At 32.1% G+C, this 18322-nt stretch carries 18 protein-coding genes; 14 read left to right on the plus strand and 4 right to left on the minus strand.

Going from position 1 to position 18322, the window contains the following annotated elements; translation table 11 throughout:
- The first annotated feature begins 75 nt into the window (after positions 1-75).
- From M9Q43_RS08890 to hisIE, 12 genes are all read left to right on the plus strand, one after another.
- The gene (locus M9Q43_RS08890) at positions 76-4413 is read left to right on the plus strand and encodes a CusA/CzcA family heavy metal efflux RND transporter (protein WP_262318579.1); all 4338 of its coding nucleotides are present in this window, start codon (positions 76-78) and stop codon (positions 4411-4413) included.
- 7 nt (positions 4414-4420) lie between these two features.
- Positions 4421-5533, plus strand: a complete 1113-nt coding sequence (locus M9Q43_RS08895) for an efflux RND transporter periplasmic adaptor subunit (protein WP_262318580.1) — start codon at positions 4421-4423, stop codon at positions 5531-5533.
- A gap of 38 nt (positions 5534-5571) precedes the next feature.
- Positions 5572-6273 carry a VIT1/CCC1 transporter family protein gene (locus tag M9Q43_RS08900; protein ID WP_262318581.1) on the plus strand — a complete coding sequence of 234 codons (702 nt, stop codon included), beginning with the start codon at positions 5572-5574 and terminating at the stop codon, positions 6271-6273.
- Positions 6274-6305: 32 nt separating this feature from the next.
- Positions 6306-6809, plus strand: a complete 504-nt coding sequence (locus M9Q43_RS08905) for a hypothetical protein (RefSeq protein WP_262318582.1) — start codon at positions 6306-6308, stop codon at positions 6807-6809.
- Positions 6810-7063: 254 nt separating this feature from the next.
- Complete coding sequence (gene hisG / locus M9Q43_RS08910; protein WP_262318583.1) at positions 7064-7921, plus strand: ATP phosphoribosyltransferase; 858 nt, start codon at positions 7064-7066, stop codon at positions 7919-7921.
- A 47-nt stretch (positions 7922-7968) separates the two neighbouring features.
- Positions 7969-9243, plus strand: a complete 1275-nt coding sequence (gene hisD / locus M9Q43_RS08915) for a histidinol dehydrogenase (protein ID WP_262318584.1) — start codon at positions 7969-7971, stop codon at positions 9241-9243.
- Positions 9240-10289: a histidinol-phosphate transaminase gene (hisC, locus tag M9Q43_RS08920; protein ID WP_408611252.1), complete on the plus strand. Its 1050-nt coding sequence runs from the start codon at positions 9240-9242 to the stop codon at positions 10287-10289. The genes hisD and hisC overlap by 4 nt, the downstream gene beginning before the upstream one ends.
- Entirely contained in the window at positions 10282-11418 is a 1137-nt protein-coding gene (hisB, locus tag M9Q43_RS08925) for a bifunctional histidinol-phosphatase/imidazoleglycerol-phosphate dehydratase HisB (protein WP_262318586.1), read from the plus strand. Before hisC ends, hisB begins: the two co-directional genes overlap by 8 nt.
- The gene (hisH, locus tag M9Q43_RS08930) at positions 11418-11999 is read left to right on the plus strand and encodes an imidazole glycerol phosphate synthase subunit HisH (RefSeq protein WP_262318587.1); all 582 of its coding nucleotides are present in this window, start codon (positions 11418-11420) and stop codon (positions 11997-11999) included. The genes hisB and hisH overlap by 1 nt, the downstream gene beginning before the upstream one ends.
- Before the next feature lie 122 nt (positions 12000-12121).
- Complete coding sequence (gene hisA / locus M9Q43_RS08935; protein WP_262318588.1) at positions 12122-12847, plus strand: 1-(5-phosphoribosyl)-5-[(5-phosphoribosylamino)methylideneamino]imidazole-4-carboxamide isomerase; 726 nt, start codon at positions 12122-12124, stop codon at positions 12845-12847.
- A 69-nt stretch (positions 12848-12916) separates the two neighbouring features.
- On the plus strand, positions 12917-13672 hold the full coding sequence (hisF, locus tag M9Q43_RS08940; protein ID WP_262318589.1) for an imidazole glycerol phosphate synthase subunit HisF: 756 nt from the start codon (positions 12917-12919) through the stop codon (positions 13670-13672).
- Between the two features lie 72 nt (positions 13673-13744).
- The gene (hisIE, locus tag M9Q43_RS08945; RefSeq protein ID WP_262318590.1) at positions 13745-14344 is read left to right on the plus strand and encodes a bifunctional phosphoribosyl-AMP cyclohydrolase/phosphoribosyl-ATP diphosphatase HisIE; all 600 of its coding nucleotides are present in this window, start codon (positions 13745-13747) and stop codon (positions 14342-14344) included.
- Positions 14345-14349: 5 nt separating this feature from the next.
- Here the strand turns inward: hisIE and M9Q43_RS08950 are convergent, their stop codons facing one another.
- Both M9Q43_RS08950 and M9Q43_RS08955 read right to left on the minus strand, forming a co-directional pair.
- Positions 14350-14766, minus strand: a complete 417-nt coding sequence (locus tag M9Q43_RS08950; protein WP_262318591.1) for a hypothetical protein — start codon at positions 14764-14766, stop codon at positions 14350-14352.
- A gap of 7 nt (positions 14767-14773) precedes the next feature.
- Entirely contained in the window at positions 14774-15424 is a 651-nt protein-coding gene (locus M9Q43_RS08955; RefSeq protein ID WP_262318592.1) for a hypothetical protein, read from the minus strand.
- Positions 15425-15496: 72 nt separating this feature from the next.
- Here M9Q43_RS08955 and M9Q43_RS08960 point away from each other — a divergent pair, with 72 nt between their 5' ends.
- The gene (locus M9Q43_RS08960; protein ID WP_262318593.1) at positions 15497-15886 is read left to right on the plus strand and encodes an acyl-CoA thioesterase; all 390 of its coding nucleotides are present in this window, start codon (positions 15497-15499) and stop codon (positions 15884-15886) included.
- On the plus strand, positions 15886-16557 hold the full coding sequence (locus M9Q43_RS08965) for a DUF2461 domain-containing protein (protein ID WP_262318594.1): 672 nt from the start codon (positions 15886-15888) through the stop codon (positions 16555-16557). Before M9Q43_RS08960 ends, M9Q43_RS08965 begins: the two co-directional genes overlap by 1 nt.
- Here M9Q43_RS08965 and M9Q43_RS08970 read toward each other — a convergent pair.
- Together M9Q43_RS08970 and M9Q43_RS08975 are read right to left on the minus strand one after the other, a co-directional pair.
- A complete protein-coding gene (locus M9Q43_RS08970; protein WP_262318595.1) occupies positions 16554-16949 on the minus strand; it encodes a glyoxalase in 396 nt (131 codons plus the stop codon). The genes M9Q43_RS08965 and M9Q43_RS08970 overlap by 4 nt on opposite strands.
- 89 nt (positions 16950-17038) lie before the next feature.
- Positions 17039-18301: an OmpA family protein gene (locus M9Q43_RS08975; protein ID WP_262318596.1), complete on the minus strand. Its 1263-nt coding sequence runs from the start codon at positions 18299-18301 to the stop codon at positions 17039-17041.
- Positions 18302-18322 lie beyond the last annotated feature (21 nt).

The raw sequence follows: 18322 nt of genomic DNA on the forward strand, positions 1-18322 counted from the left end.
TTGATTCATTTATAATGATTCAGTTGTGTTTATCTAAAAAGATAAGTACTATTTTTAATTATAAAATTTACTAAAATGTTAGAAAAAATTATAGCCTTTAGTTTAAAGAATAAACTTATTGTCCTTTTGTTTACACTTGGTGTTGTTGGATTTGGTTTGTTTTCTGTTTTCCAAATTTCAATCGGAGCTGTGCCTGATGTTACTAATAATCAGGTTCAAGTAATTACAACATCTCGCAATCTTTCTACTCAAGATATCGAGCAATATATTACGTATCCTGTTGAAATTGAAATGGCGAATTTGCCTGGTGTAACCGAAATACGTTCAATTTCAAAATTCGGATTATCTGTGGTAACGATTGTTTTTGAAGAAGAAATCGGAACGTATTTACCTAGACAATTAATTGCTGAAAAAATTAAAACTGCTACCGAAAAAATTCCAGAAGGTTTTGGAACACCAGAAATGGGACCAATTACAACTGGTTTAGGCGAAATCTATCAATATACCTTAGAAGTAAAACCCGAATTCAAAAATCAATATTCAGTTACCGATTTGCGTACGATTCAAGATTGGGTCGTAAAAAGACAATTATCAGGAATCAAAGGTGTAGTTGAAATCAATACTTGGGGTGGCTTTTTAAAACAATATGAAATTGCTATCAATCCTGCTAGTTTAAAAGCAATGAACATTTCTACTACTGATGTGTTTACGGCTTTAGAAAAAAATAATAGTATTGCCGGTGGTTCATATATTGAAAAAACCAATCAAAGTTATTTCATTCGTGGCGAAGGAAAAGTAAATTCCGTCCAAGATATTGAAAATATTGTCGTTAAAAACGACTCTGGTTTACCAATATATATTAAAGACATCGCCAAAGTACAATTTGGTCATGCCAATCGTTTTGGAGCAATTACCGGAAATGGAGAAGGAGAGAAGGTTCTTGGTCAAGTGATGATGCTAAAAGGCGGAAACTCAAAACAAGTAATTGAAGATGTAAAACATAGAGTTACAGAAATTGAAAAAACATTACCAGAAGGAGTTTATATCAACGGATTTTTAGAACGAAGTGAATTAGTAGGAAAAACTACATTCACCGTTGCTGAAAACTTGATTTTAGGTTGCTTAATCGTAATTTTTGTTGTGGTTTTATTGCTCGGAAATTGGCGTTCAGGATTGGTTGTTGCATCCGTAATTCCACTATGTTTGTTATTTGCAATTTCCTTTATGAATATTTTCGGAATTGATGCCAATTTAATGAGTTTAGGGGCGATAGATTTCGGAATCATAATCGACGGAGCCGTTATTATTGTTGAATTCATTGCTTTCCAAATTGCTCATAAGTCCAGACATTTAGTCGGTTTAGCGAAAGAAGAACGTCAGTTAGAAATTGACCAAATTACCTATAAAAGTGCATCTAAAATGATGAATTCGGCTATTTTTGGGCAGTTAATCATTCTTATCGTATTTATTCCAATTCTTTCCTTATCTGGTGTGGAAGGAAAAATGTTCAAACCTATGGCAATGACATTTAGTTTTGCTTTAGTTGGTGCGATGTTATTCTGTTTTACTTACGTTCCTGTTGTGGCTTCATTGTTTTTAAAACCGCAAGAAGAAAACCCAAAATCAATTTCAAATCGGTTAATTAACAAACTGAATTCTTGGTATTTACCTGTAATTACTTGGGCTTTAGGCAACACTAAAAAAGTACTTTACGGAGCTGTTGGTTTATTGTTTTTAGCCGTTGGATTGTTTGCAACTATGGGTGGTGAATTCATTCCAACGTTAGACGAAGGTGATTTCGTAATTCAACCTGTTTTAAAAACAGGAACATCACTTTCTAAAACTATTGAAACGACTACCAAAATTGAAAAAATAATTCTTAAAAATTTCCCAGAAGTTTCACAAGTAGTCAGTAGAATTGGTGCTGCCGAAGTGCCAACCGATCCAATGAGTATGGAAGAAAGTGATATTATCGTAAAATTAAAACCAAAATCTGAATGGGTTTCTGCTGATTCTAAAGATGAATTAGCTGATAAAATCAAAGCGGCTTTAGAAGAGAAAATTCCAAACATGGAAATCGAATTTACACAACCTATTGAAATGCGTTTCAACGAATTAATTTCGGGTTCTCGTTCCGATGTGGCCATTAAAATTTTTGGTGAAGATTTAGATATTTTAGCCAAAAAAGCACACGAAATCGAAAAAGCAATTAAAAATGTGGAAGGCGCATCGGATATTATCATCGAAAAAACGGAAGGTTTACCTCAAATGTTCGTCCAATACGACCGAAGTAAAATTGCTCGTTATGGCTTAAATATTGCCGATTTAAACGAAATGATTGCTTTAGGTTTCGCAGGAAAAACCGTTGGAAATGTATTTGAAGGTGAAAAACGTTTTGATATGGTTATTCGATTAGATAAAACCAACAGAACCGATATTGAAGACTTGCGAAATTTATATGTTTCCACTCCAAATGGCGAGCAAATTCCGTTAAGAGAATTAGCGTCTATCGAATATACAGAAGGACCAGCTAAAATTTCAAGAGACAACACCAATCGAAGAATTATTGTAGGAATCAATGTAAGAAACCGCGATTTACAAAGTGTTGTTGATGATGTGCAGCAAATTATCGAAACAAAAATTGATTTACCAACAGGCTATCGCGTTACTTATGGTGGTCAATTTGAAAACTTACAAAGTGCAAAAGCCCGATTGTTAATTGCCGTGCCAATTGCCTTATTTTTAATATTTATTTTGTTGCATTTTGCCTTTGGATCCATCAAAGAAGCTTTAATGGTGTATTCTGCAATTCCTTTATCAGCAGTAGGTGGGGTGTTATTTTTATGGATGCGAGATTTACCATTTAGTATTTCGGCAGGCGTTGGATTTATTGCATTATTCGGAATTGCAGTGCTAAACGGAATTGTACTAATTGAACATTTTAAAGAATTGAAACATAGTGGCATGAAAGATATGAACGAACTAATTTTAAAAGGAACCACCGATAGACTTCGACCAGTTTTATTAACTGCTGCTGCCGCAGCTTTAGGATTTTTACCAATGGCAATTTCATCATCGGCAGGAGCAGAGGTACAACGCCCGTTAGCTACCGTAGTTATTGGCGGATTGTTCACAGCAACACTATTAACAATGATTGTATTGCCAATTTTATTCAAAGTTTTTGATGAGAAAGAATTCAAAAAACCAAAATTCAAAAAACATGTAAGCGGAACTTATATTTTACTATTCTTATTGGGTACAAGCTTTGGTTTTGCTCAAGAAAATAATGCTGAACTAGATTCAATTATGGCTAAAGCTTTGCAAAATAATAAATTAGTAAAAGCTGGACAATTGCAAATTGATAAAGCAAATGCAACTATAAAAACGGCTTATTCTTTTGATAAAACGAATGTGTATTATAGTTATGACCAAAATAATTTGGCGCTAAATAACGAACCCTTAAAAGTATTTGGAGTGCAGCAATCATTTGCTTTTCCAACGGTTTATGGTGCTCAAAAAAAGGTCTATAAAGCCGAATTAGAAAGTCAAAAGTCTTCTTTCGAATTGCAGAAAAACAAACTCAAATTGGAAGTTTCAAAAGTATATCATCAAATCGTATATGTGCAACATCAAGAAAAATTGTATTTTTATTTAGATAGTTTGTACCAAAATTTCTCTAAAGCAAGCGACAGAAGATTTGAATTAGGCGAAACCAATTACTTGGAAAAAATAACAGCTGAAGCAAAATTTAGACAAATTAGAACCAAACTTTCGCAATTAGATAAAGAGAAAAAAGCACAATTAGAAGTATTACAAACTTTAGTGCAATCTGAGGAGAAAATCAATGTAAAAACGAATGAAATTAAGCCAATAAAAAATGTAATAAACACTTCAAGTAAAGAATTGTATAATTCTTATTTAGAAAGTGTTACAAATAAATATAAATCTAGTGAAAAACTCCAAAAGCAGAACTGGTTACCCGATTTAAACGTGGAATATTTTCAAGGAAGAAATAGCGGAATTTCGCAATCTTTATATGGATTTCAAGTAGGTATTGCTGTTCCAATTCTATTTAATGGGAATGTTGCTAAATCTAAAGTTGCCAAATTAGAAACACAAGCATGGGAACAACAAAAACAACATGAACTAATTAAGATTGATGCACACATCAATCAGAAAAACAGCGAATTAGAGCAATATAACCAAGCAATCGATTACTATAATCAATATGGGAAAAAAGTTTCTCAAGAGATTATTAAAGTAGCCAACATGAGTTACAAGCATGGTGAAATTGATTTTTTTCAATTCATACAAAGTTTAGAAAATGCAACCACAATTCAGGTTGATTATTTAGATGCCGTAAATCAATACAACAAAACACAATTAGACTTACAATATGTTAACATACAATAATTTACAAATGAAAAAACTATTTTACATAGCAACAATAGCATCACTTTTATTTTCATGCAAACAAGAAGTTGCAGAAGAAAAAGTAATTGATGACGGATTGATTACACTGACTGAAGCCCAATTTCAATCTTCAAAAATGGAAATTGGTTCACCAATAGAACAAGATTTCGAAGTTACAGTCAAATCCTCTGGAAAAATTGATGTTCCACCACAATATAGAGCTAAAGTAACGACATTTTTAGGCGGTTATGTAAAAGCTACCAAATTATTAGTGGGTGATAAAGTTGCAAAAGGACAAGCTTTAATTACCTTAGAAAACACCGATTATCTAGATTTACAAAAGGATTATGTAGAAGTTGCCGAACAAATTAACTATTTGAAATCCGAATTTGAACGTCAGAAAACCTTGTACAATGAAAAAATCACTTCACAAAAAAACTATCTAAAAGCAGAAAGTGATTACCGACAAGCAAAAGGAATGTATCAAGGCTTACGCGAAAAATTAGTGTTGTTAAACATCAATCCAGCTAACGTTGAGCGTGGAAAATTTACTTCACAAATTACAATTTCGGCACCCATTTCAGGTGATGTAACAGTAATGAATGCAAATGTTGGCATGTTTATGTCACCATCAGATGTTATTTTAGAAATTGTAGACACCAATTATTTACACCTGAATTTAAGCATTTTTGAAAAAGACATTTTACATGTAAAACAAGGTCAAAAAATCAATTTTAAAGTACCCGAAGCAAGTAAAGAACAATTCAGTTCTAACGTACAATTAGTTGGAAAATCGATAGAAAGTAAAGACAGAACTATTTCGGTTTTTGGTACACTATCACCAGAAATAAAAGGAAAATTATTATCAGGAATGTTTGTTGAAGCTAACATAATTACAGATGCTAAAAAAGGATTTGGCGTTCCATCTGATGCTATCATTACAGAAAATGACAAACATTATGTATTGGTTTTAAACAGTAAAACATCAGATTATAAATTCAAAAAAGTTGCTGTTACGGTAGGTGAAAAATCAGAAAAATTCATTGAAATTATGCCTGATGATAATGTTAATACTGAAACAAAATTACTCACAAAAGGAGTATTTGATATAATTAATTAAAATTTCAATTTATTGCATAAATTTTAAAATCAAATCAAATGATAACAATAGATAATTATTTAGACAATCATTACATACACAGAAGTAATTGGTTACGAGCTGCAGTTTTGGGAGCAAACGATGGAATAATTTCTATTTCCAGTTTAGCAATTGGTGTTGCCGCTGCAAGTTCAACTAGAGAACCAATTTTATTAGCAACAGTTGCCGGACTAGTTGCAGGAGCATTATCAATGGCTGCTGGCGAGTATGTTTCGGTTAGTTCGCAAACAGATACAGAAAAAGCAGATATTGAAAGAGAAATTAAAGAATTAGCAGAAATGCCTGAAGAAGAGCTAAGAATATTAGCTCAAATATATGAAAAAAGAGGTTTAAAAAAGGAAACCGCAATGCAAGTTGCCATCGAATTAACAGAAAAAGATGCATTAGCGGCTCATATTAGAGATGAACTAGGAATTAACGAAATTAGCCAAGCAAATCCAATACAAGCAGCTATTTCATCTGGCGCAGCATTTACCGTTGGTGGTGTTTTGCCGTTACTAGTGATACTTTTTGCACCAATAAAAAACATGGAATATTGGTTGTATGCTTTTACAATTATTTTTCTAATAGTATTAGGAAGTATTGCTGCAAAAACAGGAGGCTCAAGTATTAAAACAGCAATTTTAAGAATAACAATTTGGGGAACAATTGCAATGGTTTTATCGGCACTTGTTGGCTATCTTTTTGGGGTTAGAGTATAACATAAACTAATAAACTTTTAAAACATTTATATATGAACGACGCACATTTACACATGGTAGTAAACCATTTTCCAATTATTGGGATAATTCTTGGATTTGGTATTTTAGTTACAGGATTATTTTTAAAAAATAATTCCGTAAAAAACACAGCATATTGCTTATTTATTGTAGGAGCAATTTTTGCCGCAGTTAGTATGGCAACAGGAGAAGGAGCAGAAGAAATTGCTGAAAAATTACCTTCTGTAACTGATCAAATTATTGAAACACACGAAGAAATGGCAGAAAAATTAGCTATTGTTTTATATGCATTAGGTGTTATCTCATTATTTGGCTTGTTTTTAAATTATAAAAGCCATACAAAAGCAATTTTTGTTTCCTACATAGCGGTTGTAGTTGCAATTGTGGGTATGTTTTTTGGAAAACAAACAGGAACTTCAGGTGGCGAAATTCGTCATACTGAGATTAGAGAAAACACTGTAAACACAGCATCTGACATTCAAAATGAAATCCAAATAGAAGAAGGCGATGATCATTAAACAAAATATAAATTTTTAAAAAGTTTTGTTTATTCGAAAATTAAGTCGTTACATTTGCAGTGTTAAAATAACAGAAATTATGTTTTTAAATCAATTACATCATCACCATCATACCTCCGCTCAAGCGAAGTAATGATGCTATGTAATTAATCCATATAAATCAGAAACCCGTTTGAGTACATCAAGCGGGTTTTTTGTTAGTTAGTATTTTAAAAATCCCTTGGTGTACTCATTTTAAAATTAAAAAAATTAAAATGAACACGTTAAAAATTGCTATTCAAAAATCAGGTCGCCTTCACGATGAAAGTATTCAAATCTTAAAAGATTGTGGAATTTCAGTGTACAATGGAAATGACCAACTCAAAGTTACCGCTTCCAATTTTCCTTTAGAAGTGTATTATTTACGTAATTCAGATATTCCGCAATATTTGATTGATGGTGTAGTAGATATTGCTATAGTAGGTGATAATTTATTGGTCGAAAAAGGTCAAAATATTCAAATTGCAGAAAAATTAGGTTTCTCCAAATGTAAAGTTTCGGTAGCGGTACCAAAGAATTTCAACTACAATTCTATTCAAGATTTAAACGGATTACGCGTTGCAACTTCTTATCCAAAAACGGTTGTGGATTACTTTTCTTCGAAAGGAATTGCTGTAGACATTCACCAAATCTCAGGTTCGGTTGAAATTGCCCCAAATATCGGACTTTCAGATGCGATTGTAGATATTGTTTCAAGCGGAAGTACTTTATTTAAAAACGGCTTGAAAGAAGTAGAAGTAATCTTAAAAAGTGAAGCTGTTTTAGCTGTTTCTCCTCAAATTTCAGAAGAAGCCAAACAAGTAGTATCAAAACTTCAATTCCGAATTCAAGCGGTTTTACGTTCAAGAAAATCAAAATATATTTTAATGAATGTTCCAAATAAAAAAATCGTAGAAATCAGTAAAATTCTTCCTGTATTGAAAAGTCCAACAGTTATGCCATTAGCAGAAGAAGGTTGGAGTAGTGTTCACTCCGTAATTGATGAAGATAAATTTTGGGAAGTCATCGACCAACTAAAAGAAGCTGGAGCCGAAGGGATTTTAGTTTGCCCAATTGAAAAAATGGTTTTATAAAATAATAATTGTCACACTGAGCCTGTCGAAGTGTTAATATAAAAGAAATGAAAAAAATATACAACCCACAACCTGAAACTTGGTCAGAAATTTGCAAAAGACCCACCCAAACGTTCTCTGATGTAGAAGAAACGGTAAAGCAAATCTTCAAAGAAGTACAACAAAAAGGAGACAAAGCAATTTCAAAATATGCATCTTTTTTTGATGGAGTAACTTTAGAAAATATTCAAGTAACTCCAGAAGAAATTGAAAACGCAAAAAATGAAGTTTCAGCCAAATTAAAAGATGCAATTCAATTAGCAAAATCGAATATTGAACAATTTCACGCAGCTCAAAAAACGGATAAAATTGTGGTAGAAACTACTATCGGAGTTACGTGTTGGCAAGAAAAAAGACCAATTCAAAAAGTAGGCTTATACATCCCTGGCGGAACTGCTCCTTTGTTTTCAACGGTTTTAATGTTGGCAGTTCCAGCAAAATTAGCAGGTTGTCAAGAGATTGTATTGTGTTCGCCATCGGATAAAAATGGTAAAATCAATTCCGCAATTTTATATGCTGCTGATTTGTGTGGCGTAACAAAAATCTACAAAGTAGGTGGAATTCAAGCTATTGCCGGAATGACTTTCGGAACAGAAACGATTCCTCAAGTATATAAAATTTTCGGACCTGGCAATCAATTTGTAACAATTGCGAAACAATTTGCATCACAGAATGGAGTCGCTATTGACATGCCTGCTGGTCCAAGTGAATTATTAGTCTATGCAGATGAAACCGCCATTCCAAGTTTCGTAGCTTCTGATTTACTAAGTCAAGCTGAACACGGAAAAGATAGCCAAGTGATTTTGGTAACTACTAACAAAAACATTTTAAACGATGTAGAAGAAGAAGTATACAAACAATTAAAAGAACTTCCGAGACAAGAAATCGCTCAAGTAGCTATTAATAATTCTAAATTAATCTTCGTTGAAACCGAAAAGACAGCTTTATCGTTAATTAACGAATACGGCCCAGAGCATTTTATCGTATGTTCCAAGAATGAAGATTATTTCGTTGATGGCATTCAAAATGCAGGTTCGATTTTTATTGGAAATTATACTCCAGAAAGCGCAGGAGATTATGCTTCAGGAACCAATCACACTTTGCCAACAAACGGCTATTCCAAGAGTTATAGCGGTGTAAATCTAGATAGTTTCTTAAAAGCGATGACATTCCAAAAAATATCAAATGAAGGAATTCAAAACATTGGAAAAGCAATTGAAACTATGGCAGAAGCCGAAGGTTTAGAAGCTCACAAAAACGCCGTTTCATTAAGATTAAAATAACAGCTATGAATTTAGAAAACCTAATCCGAGAAAACGTAAAAAAACTGAGTCCCTATTCCTCAGCGCGCGACGAATTTGAACAGTTTACCAAACCAATGATTTATTTAGATGCCAACGAAAATCCTTTCACAAATGGTATAAATCGTTATCCTGATCCACAACAAAAAGACTTGAAAGCTGTAATTGCAGATAAAAAAGATATTTATATTGAAAATATTTTATTGGGAAATGGAAGTGATGAAGTGCTAGATTTGATTTTTAGAACTTTTTGTGAACCCAATAAAGATAACATCATTACATTGCCACCAACTTACGGAATGTATGGAGTTTTAGCAAATATCAACGCAATCGAAAATCGTGAAGTATTATTAAATGAAGAATTTCATCCCAATGTAGATGCGATTTTAGATGCAGTTGATAGTAACACAAAAGTCATCTTTTTGTGTTCGCCAAATAACCCAACTGGAAATTCATTTTCAGACGAATCTATTATTAAAGTTTTGAATAATTTTAATGGCTTGGTCGTTTTAGATGAAGCATATATTGATTTTTCATCTAACAAAAGTTGGTTAAATGAATTAAACGATTTTCCAAATTTAATCATCACTCAAACTTTATCAAAAGCGTATGCAATGGCAGGTTTACGAATTGGAATTTTGTACGCTTCAAAGCCTATTATTTCAGTTTTAAGCAAAATAAAGCCACCTTATAATGTAAATATTCTTTCACAAGAAACTGCTGAAAAAAAATTATTGCAAAGCACACTAAAAGCTCAGGTTAGAAAAATTTTGGCAGAAAAAGAAAAACTCATAGTTGCTTTAAAATCTACTAAATTTATAGAAAAAATATTTCCTTCGGATGCGAATTTTATTTTAATAAAAGTAGATGATGCTAACTTCAGATACCAACAATTTTTAGATAATGGAGTAGTGGTTCGCAACAGAAGTAATCAGCCATTATGTGAAAATTGTTTACGCATTACGATTGGAAATAAAGAAGAAAACGAACGTGTAATTGAACTATTAAAATCTTTCAACAATGGCTAAAAAAGTATTATTCATCGACCGCGACGGAACAATTATAAAAGAAACTATCGACGAACAAATTGATGGTTTTGATAAAATGATTTTTTATCCAAAATGCCTTTCGTACTTGAGTAAAATTGCGAAAGAATTAGATTATGAGTTGGTAATGATTACGAATCAAGATGGCTTGGGAACAGCTAAATTTCCCGAAGAAACGTTTTGGCCAGTTCACAATTTCATCATGAAAACCTATGAAAACGAAGGTGTTATTTTTGATAAGGTTTTTATCGATAAATCATTTCCATACGAAAATAAAAATACCCGAAAACCTGGAACAGGTTTGTTAACTGCTTATTTTTCTGAGGAATATGATTTAGAAAATTCATTTGTAATTGGTGATCGACTTACCGATGTGGAATTGGCTAAAAATTTAGGTTCAAAAGCAATTTTTATAAACGATGAAACCCATTTAGGAACTGCCGAAATATCGGTTAAACAAGAAGAATTACAACCTATAATTGCTCTGGAAACAAACGATTGGCAACAGATTTATGAATTTTTGAAACTAAAAAACAGAACCGCTTCCATTTCCCGAAAAACCAATGAAACAGCTATTGGCATCACATTAAATCTAGACGGAACAGGAAAAAGCAATATTAATACTGGAATTTCCTTTTTCGATCACATGTTAGACCAAATTGCGCGTCATGGACAAATGGATTTAGATATTCAAGTAAAAGGGGATTTAGAAGTCGACGAACACCACACGATTGAAGATACAGCCATTGCTCTAGGTGAAGTTTTTGCAAAAGCATTGGGAAATAAATTAGGCATCGAACGTTACGGATTTTGTTTGCCAATGGACGATTGTTTAGCACAAGTAGCCATTGATTTTGGAGGAAGAAACTGGTTAGTTTGGGAAGCCGAATTTAAACGTGAAATGATTGGTCAAATGCCAACGGAAATGTTTTTTCACTTCTTCAAATCGTTCACAGATGGTGCCAAAGCCAATCTAAACATAAAAGCAGAAGGCACAAATGAACACCATAAAATCGAAGCCATTTTCAAAGCTTTCGCAAAAGCTATAAAAGTAGCGGTAAAACGCGATACAGAAAAAATGATTTTACCTTCAACCAAAGGAATGTTGTAATGAAAATAGCTATTATAGATTACGGAGCAGGAAATGTTCAAAGTGTTTTATTCGCTTTGGAACGACTTGGTTTTGAAGGAAATGTTACCAATGATTGGAATACCATAAAAACCGCTGAAAAAGTTATTTTTCCTGGTGTAGGCGAGGCGAGTAGTGCCATGGAAATGTTACATGAAAGTGGTTTAGATGCGTTGATTCCAACCTTAAAACAACCGGTTTTAGGAATTTGTTTGGGCATGCAATTGATGTGTAAACATTCGGAAGAAGGTAACACGAATGGATTAGGAATTTTTGATGTCAATGTGGTGAAATTCTCAAACGAAGTTAAAGTACCACAGATGGGTTGGAATACGATTTATAACCTAAAAACGCCATTATTTGAAGGAATTAAAGAAAACGAATTCATGTATTTGGTTCATAGTTATTATGCGTCTTTATCTGAAAACACGATTGCCACCACGAATTACGAACTCGAATACAGCACAGCATTGCAACGCGATAACTTTTTCGGAGTGCAATTTCATCCCGAGAAAAGTGGTGTTTTCGGAGAACAAATTTTGAAAAACTTTTTGAACCTATAATTTTAAAAATAGGAACACAGATCTAAGAAATACAAGAAATTTCAAAAATTTAAACTTAAACAAATGAAAGATTTTAAAGATTTCTTCAATTTTAATAATCTGTGTTCCAAAAAATATTGAAAATGAGAATAATACCCGCAATTGATATTATAGAAGGAAAATGCGTCCGACTTTCCAAAGGCGATTACGATACGAAGAAAATTTACAACGAAAATCCATTGGAAGTAGCCAAATCATTTGAAGCACACGGAATTGAGTATTTGCATTTGGTTGATTTAGATGGAGCAAAATCAGGCCAAATCGTGAATTATAAAGTTTTGGAACAAATTGCTTCGAAAACGAATTTAAAAATCGATTTTGGTGGTGGTTTGAAATCAGATACCAATTTAAAAATTGCTTTTGAAAGTGGCGCGAATCAAATCACAGGAGGAAGTATTGCCATCAAACAACCAGAGGTTTTCAAAAGTTGGATGCAGCAATACGGAACTGATAAAATCATTTTAGGAGCAGATGCTATGAATGAAAAAGTGGCGATTTCAGGGTGGTTAGAAGAATCGAAAGAAGAAGTTATTCCGTTTATTCAAAGTTATCAACAAGAAGGTATTCAATACGTAATTTGCACCGATATTTCAAAAGACGGTATGTTAGAAGGTCCAAGTTTTGAATTGTATCAAAGAATTTTAGAACAAACCAAAGATTTGAAACTTATCGCTTCTGGAGGCATATCCACATTTGATGAATTACCCAAATTAGCCGAATTAGGTTGTGAAGGCACCATCATTGGAAAAGCCATTTACGAAGGCAGAATTACTTTAAAGCAATTAGAAAACTATATTATTAATAAGTAAAAAGTGAAAAGGAAATAGTGAAAAGTTTGGAAAGCTAATCACTATTTACTTATCACTAATCACTAAATCATGTTGACAAAAAGAATCATTCCCTGCTTAGACATAAAAAACGGACGAACCGTCAAAGGTGTTAATTTTGTTGATTTAAAAGATGCCGGTGATCCAGTGGAATTGGCTAAGAAATACGCAAAAACCGGTGCTGATGAACTTGTTTTCCTTGATATTTCAGCTACAGAAGAACGTCGAGCGACATTAATTGGCTTGGTTCGAAAGGTTGCTGTTGCGATAAATATTCCGTTTACGGTTGGTGGTGGCATTTCATCTGTTGCTGATGTTGATATTTTGCTTCGCAATGGTGCGGATAAAATTTCGATCAACTCTTCAGCTGTTAAAAATCCTGATTTAATAAACGAAATTGCAGCAAAATATGGAAGTCAGTGTGTAGTAGTTGCCATTGATGCCAAACAAATCGATGGCGATTGGATAGTTCATTTAGTAGGTGGAAAAGTTTCAACGGAATTGAATTTGTTTGATTGGGCAAAAGAAGTAGAGCAACGTGGTGCTGGAGAAATCTTGTTCACTTCTATGAATAATGACGGAACCAAAAATGGATTCGCTAATGAAGCTTTAGCCAAGTTATCCGAAATCGTAAACATTCCCATTATCGCTTCTGGTGGCGCTGGAACTATGGAACATTTTGCTGAAACATTTATCAATGGAAAAGCTGATGCCGCTTTAGCCGCCAGTGTTTTTCACTATCAAGAAATCGAAATCCCAGAATTGAAACAGTTTTTAAAGAATCAAAATATTGCAATTAGAGTGTAACTTTTATGAACTTAAAGATGAACTCAATTTAACGAATCAACTTATATGACTTATATGTTTAAAAATAAAATTATGAATATCAATTTCAACAAAACCCCAGATAACCTTATCCCAGCCATAATACAAGATAACGAAACCAAAAATGTTTTAATGTTAGGCTATATGAATCAAGAAGCTCTTGACCAAACGTTGGCGACCAATAAAGTAACCTTCTTCAGTCGCACTAAAAATAGATTATGGACAAAAGGCGAGGAGAGTGGCAACTTTTTAGAATTGATTTCGATTAAAGAAGATTGCGATAACGATACGCTTTTAGTAAAAGTAAAACCTGTTGGCCCAACTTGTCACACAGGTTTAGATACATGTTGGCAAGAAGTTAACAATCAAGAGTTTAGGTTTTTATCAAAATTAGAAAACACGATTACAACACGCAAAGCAAATGCCGATGCAGAAAAGAGTTATGTAGCTTCATTATTTGCAAAAGGAATTAACAAAATCGCTCAAAAAGTAGGTGAAGAAGCCATTGAAGTAGTCATTGAAGCCAAAGACAACAACGATGATTTGTTCTTATCTGAAAGTGCCGATTTATTGTTTCACTACTTAATTTTATTGCAAGCGAAAGGTTTTCAGTTGCATGATGTAGTGGATGTTTTGAAGGGAAGGGAGAAGTAAGGTTCTTATAGTTTGGTTAAAAGCCAAATTCCTTGAGATGAGTTTTCAAAAGTACCAAATTCATCTGTTATTGTTTCAATGATAAACCAATTTCCATAGATTGAATTATTTTGTGCATCAACAATGCCTTCATGCTCAATTTCTAAAGAACCGCTTTCATAATTGATTGTAGTTGAATGTTCTACAATGATGGGTCTTTTTGGATATTTTTTGACAAAAGAAATAAAACCATCTTCAATAAATCCTTGTATTGTGGCTTCTAATTTAACAGAAAAAACAGAACCATCTTCTTCAATTTCTCCTGTAAACGAACCATTTAAATCAGTAATAGAAGCCTTTATATTCACACGTTGACCAAAATAAGGCAGTTCATAACCACTACCATATTCATAAAAGCCCTGCCAGTTCCCAGTTAGATTCATTTTAGAATTATTTAATAATCAAATCTTTAGGCACAACTAATTCTAAATCAAAATCTTCAAAATTTGTTAAAACAATTTCATTAGTAATTAAATCGTCTTTTTTTGTTCTTGATGTTTCTACTATTCCATCTATACTAAAATCCATTTCAGTCTTAAACTCAAATGTATGCATCGTACAAAATCGATACAAAGGAAAGTAATTTGATTTATCTTTTTTGATTTTTAATTCAATTTCATTTATTTTTTTATTCTTAGATTTATTTTTGTAAACAACTAATTTAGAATAATTATATAAACTATCATCATCTATTTTATTGTATTCAAAAAAGTAATTAGTATTATATTTTTCGATTACTGCCTTTGAATTTTTATATTTGAATGATATTTCATTTGAATCATCACCAATTGATTTTTTTATAACATCAAAATAATGAACTTTTTTATTTATAAGGTCATAAATTAAGGCTTCTTGTCCATGATAAGAATTTAATACTCTTAAGAAATAATTTGAATTATTTGAATTACAGTAAACATTCGATTCAATTGAATCCGTTAAATTTTGATATATTATAAATTTATCAAACTTATAACTTTGTGCGGAAGAAATAAAAGAAAAGAAAAAGATGTTTATTGTAAAAAGGATAATTTTAATTTTCATAATTGATTTAAAGTTTTCCCAAATATATCCAAATTTCTCCAAAAATTCTTACCTTTAAAATAAAAATTCAAGATGCGATTTCATACCAGAAAATGGGTAAAACCCGAAGATTTGAATGCAAACGGAACGTTATTCGGTGGTAAATTATTGGCTTGGATAGACGAAGAAGCTGCTTTGTATTCAATTGTACAATTGGAAAATCCAAAAGTAGTGACCAAGTTTATGAGTGAAATTAATTTCATGAGTGCCGCCAAACAGGGCGATATTGTTGAAATTGGTTTGGATGTGGCACATTTTGGAAAATCATCGTTAGTTTTGAAATGTGAAGTTCGTAATATGATGACACGCGAAAAAATCATCACGATTGATAACATCACCATGGTTAATTTAGATGAAAATGGAAAACCAAAACCACATGGTAAAACCCAAATTGAATTTATTGAAGACCGATTGAAAAAATAATGAATATGCTACAAAAATCAACCTTAGAATTTCTAACTCAACTCAAAGAAAACAACAACCGCGAATGGTTTACAGAAAATAAAAAACGTTTTGACAGCGAGCAAAAAACTACTAAAACTTTTTTTACACAAATACTAACCAATTTAGAAAAAATCGATAGTATCGAAAAAATGCAAATGCATCGCATTTATAGAGACATTCGTTTTTCAAAGGATAAAACACCTTATAAAAATCATTTTTCGGTAAGTTTTGATAGAACAAAACCTTTATTGCGTGGAGGTATGTATTTGCACATTGAGAATGATGCAAGTTTTGTTGGTGGAGGTTTTTGGGAACCCAACAATGAAGATTTATTTAGAATTAGAAAGGAAATCGAATTAGATGCTTCTGATTTAAAAGAGATTATTACTGATAAAACGTTTGTTTCCTATTTTGGAACATTAGAAGGCGAGGAACTGAAAACCGCACCTAAAGGTTTTGACAAAACACATCCAGACATTGAATTAATTAGAAAAAAACAATTTGTAATTAGAAGAAAGTTTTCAAATAAAGAAGTTTTATCTCCTAATTTTCAAGAAGAAGTTTTGGCTACATTCAAAGCAATGCGACCTTTTTTTGATTATATGAGTGATGTTTTGAGTACGGATTTGAATGGAGAATCGATTTACTAATTTTCTTCAAATAATTGAATTTGGCTTTTTAAACGTTCAATTAGTAAATTCATCATGCGTTTGTTAATGTTAGACGAGTTTTGAATGTAATCTTTATATTCGGAAATCGTAAACATGCCAATGATAATTCCTTTTAATGAATTTCTAAATTTGATATCACGCTGAATGGCATTTTCAATGTAAATCATTTTCTTTTCAGGTGTTAACGAAAAAAAGGCATTTTTTTGTTTAATGGCATAATTTCTAAAAACTTCGATAAATAAATCATTTTGAAACTTTAAAATAGGGCGAAGGGTTTGGTTTTGAAATTTTTCTTCAGAACTTGAGTTTTCAAAAATAGTTCCAATAGATTCACCTCTAATTTCTAAAATAGCTTCATCTTTAGTTTTCATGATGGTTTTCTTTATAGTTGATTAAAGTTAAAAAAAATAACCTCCAATTTCTTGAAGGTTATTTTAAGTTATTAAGAATCAGTTGTTAATTACTTTAATTTGAAAGTAACTCTTCTAACCAAACTTCTTGCTTCTTTAGAGTTAGCATCAACCGAATTATCTTCGCCTTGACCAATAGTATTTAATCTTGAAGCATTGATTCCAGCTTTTGTAATAATATCTTTTACATAAGTTGAACGAGCCACTGATAATGACTTGTTGTATTCAGAATTTCCAATTTCGTCTGCATAACCTATTAGGTCAACAGATGCATTTGGTTTGTTTCTTAAATATTGAATTACAAAATTAACTGCATCCATTGATTCAGACTTTGGTTTACTAGAATCAGTATCAAAATATACATTAATGTAACCACCATTGATTAAATCTTCGATAGATTGTCCGCCTTTAGTAGAAATGTTTGTATCACCTTTTTTCATTCTCTCAATATATGATTCAACTTCATCAGGTACACCATTACTATTCATGTCAATTCCACGACCTTTAGTATCAACTGAAATTCCACCCATAGTGTTAGGTTCCACATCTACATAATCAGCAACACCATCTCTATCAGTATCATTTAACATGATTTCTAACTGAGCAACACGTTGTTCTAAAGCTACTAATTCAGAATTATCGGCTACCCAATCGGCATGTTTACCGTTTTTACCAAGATAAATTGAAAATCCTAATGTTGCATTGTACATTGTACTATTAAAACCTCTGTCTTGTATAATTGGACCATCAACACCGCCAGTATTACCATCAAAAGTATAATGTTGCGAAATGTTGTTAATCATTGTAAAATCAGCATTTAAAGCTACTCTTTCAGAAATTTTAAATTGAGCTGTCAAACCAATTGGAACATTAGTCATTTCATCTTTTCCATCAAAAGCATCTGTTTGCAAATAAGAATAACCAAAACCAGCATGCAATTGCAAATTTAAACGTTGTGAAAAATCTTCAAAATTTAAAATTCTACCAACATTTACAACACCTTGAAGATTTGCTCTGTAATATTCACCTTTAAAAGGTAAACTGTTTTTAGATTGGTCATATTTGTCAATTCCAATATCAGCTTTTAAGCCAAATTTTGGATTAAACATATAACGTGCACCAAAATCAACGTGGAAAAAACTTAAATCTTCTACAAAATATCCTTGTGTAAAAGGAGTTGTAGGACGACTTAAACCAGCGTTAATATCGATAGACCATTTGTTATAATCGGTTGATATTTTTTCCGTTTTTTCTTGAGAATAAAGATTTAAAAAACCAGTTAGAGCAACTGATAAATAGATAATTTTTTTCATTTTAAAGTTAAAAATTAGAAT

Source organism: Flavobacterium odoriferum, assembly GCF_025499515.1.
Lineage (GTDB): Bacteria > Bacteroidota > Bacteroidia > Flavobacteriales > Flavobacteriaceae > Flavobacterium > Flavobacterium odoriferum.

Bases quoted from the DNA above. Each gene is read 5' to 3' on its own strand.
- M9Q43_RS08890 (WP_262318579.1), top strand. From the start codon at position 76: ATGTTAGAAAAAATTATAGCCTTTAGTTTAAAGAATAAACTTATTGTC.
- M9Q43_RS08895 (WP_262318580.1), top strand. From the start codon at position 4,421: ATGAAAAAACTATTTTACATAGCAACAATAGCATCACTTTTATTTTCA.
- M9Q43_RS08900 (WP_262318581.1), top strand. From the start codon at position 5,572: ATGATAACAATAGATAATTATTTAGACAATCATTACATACACAGAAGT.
- M9Q43_RS08905 (WP_262318582.1), top strand. From the start codon at position 6,306: ATGAACGACGCACATTTACACATGGTAGTAAACCATTTTCCAATTATT.
- hisG (WP_262318583.1), top strand. From the start codon at position 7,064: ATGAACACGTTAAAAATTGCTATTCAAAAATCAGGTCGCCTTCACGAT.
- hisD (WP_262318584.1), top strand. From the start codon at position 7,969: ATGAAAAAAATATACAACCCACAACCTGAAACTTGGTCAGAAATTTGC.
- hisB (WP_262318586.1), top strand. From the start codon at position 10,282: ATGGCTAAAAAAGTATTATTCATCGACCGCGACGGAACAATTATAAAA.
- hisH (WP_262318587.1), top strand. From the start codon at position 11,418: ATGAAAATAGCTATTATAGATTACGGAGCAGGAAATGTTCAAAGTGTT.
- hisA (WP_262318588.1), top strand. From the start codon at position 12,122: ATGAGAATAATACCCGCAATTGATATTATAGAAGGAAAATGCGTCCGA.
- hisF (WP_262318589.1), top strand. From the start codon at position 12,917: ATGTTGACAAAAAGAATCATTCCCTGCTTAGACATAAAAAACGGACGA.
- hisIE (WP_262318590.1), top strand. From the start codon at position 13,745: ATGAATATCAATTTCAACAAAACCCCAGATAACCTTATCCCAGCCATA.
- M9Q43_RS08950 (WP_262318591.1), bottom strand. From the start codon at position 14,766: ATGAATCTAACTGGGAACTGGCAGGGCTTTTATGAATATGGTAGTGGT.
- M9Q43_RS08955 (WP_262318592.1), bottom strand. From the start codon at position 15,424: ATGAAAATTAAAATTATCCTTTTTACAATAAACATCTTTTTCTTTTCT.
- M9Q43_RS08960 (WP_262318593.1), top strand. From the start codon at position 15,497: ATGCGATTTCATACCAGAAAATGGGTAAAACCCGAAGATTTGAATGCA.
- M9Q43_RS08965 (WP_262318594.1), top strand. From the start codon at position 15,886: ATGAATATGCTACAAAAATCAACCTTAGAATTTCTAACTCAACTCAAA.
- M9Q43_RS08970 (WP_262318595.1), bottom strand. From the start codon at position 16,949: ATGAAAACTAAAGATGAAGCTATTTTAGAAATTAGAGGTGAATCTATT.
- M9Q43_RS08975 (WP_262318596.1), bottom strand. From the start codon at position 18,301: ATGAAAAAAATTATCTATTTATCAGTTGCTCTAACTGGTTTTTTAAAT.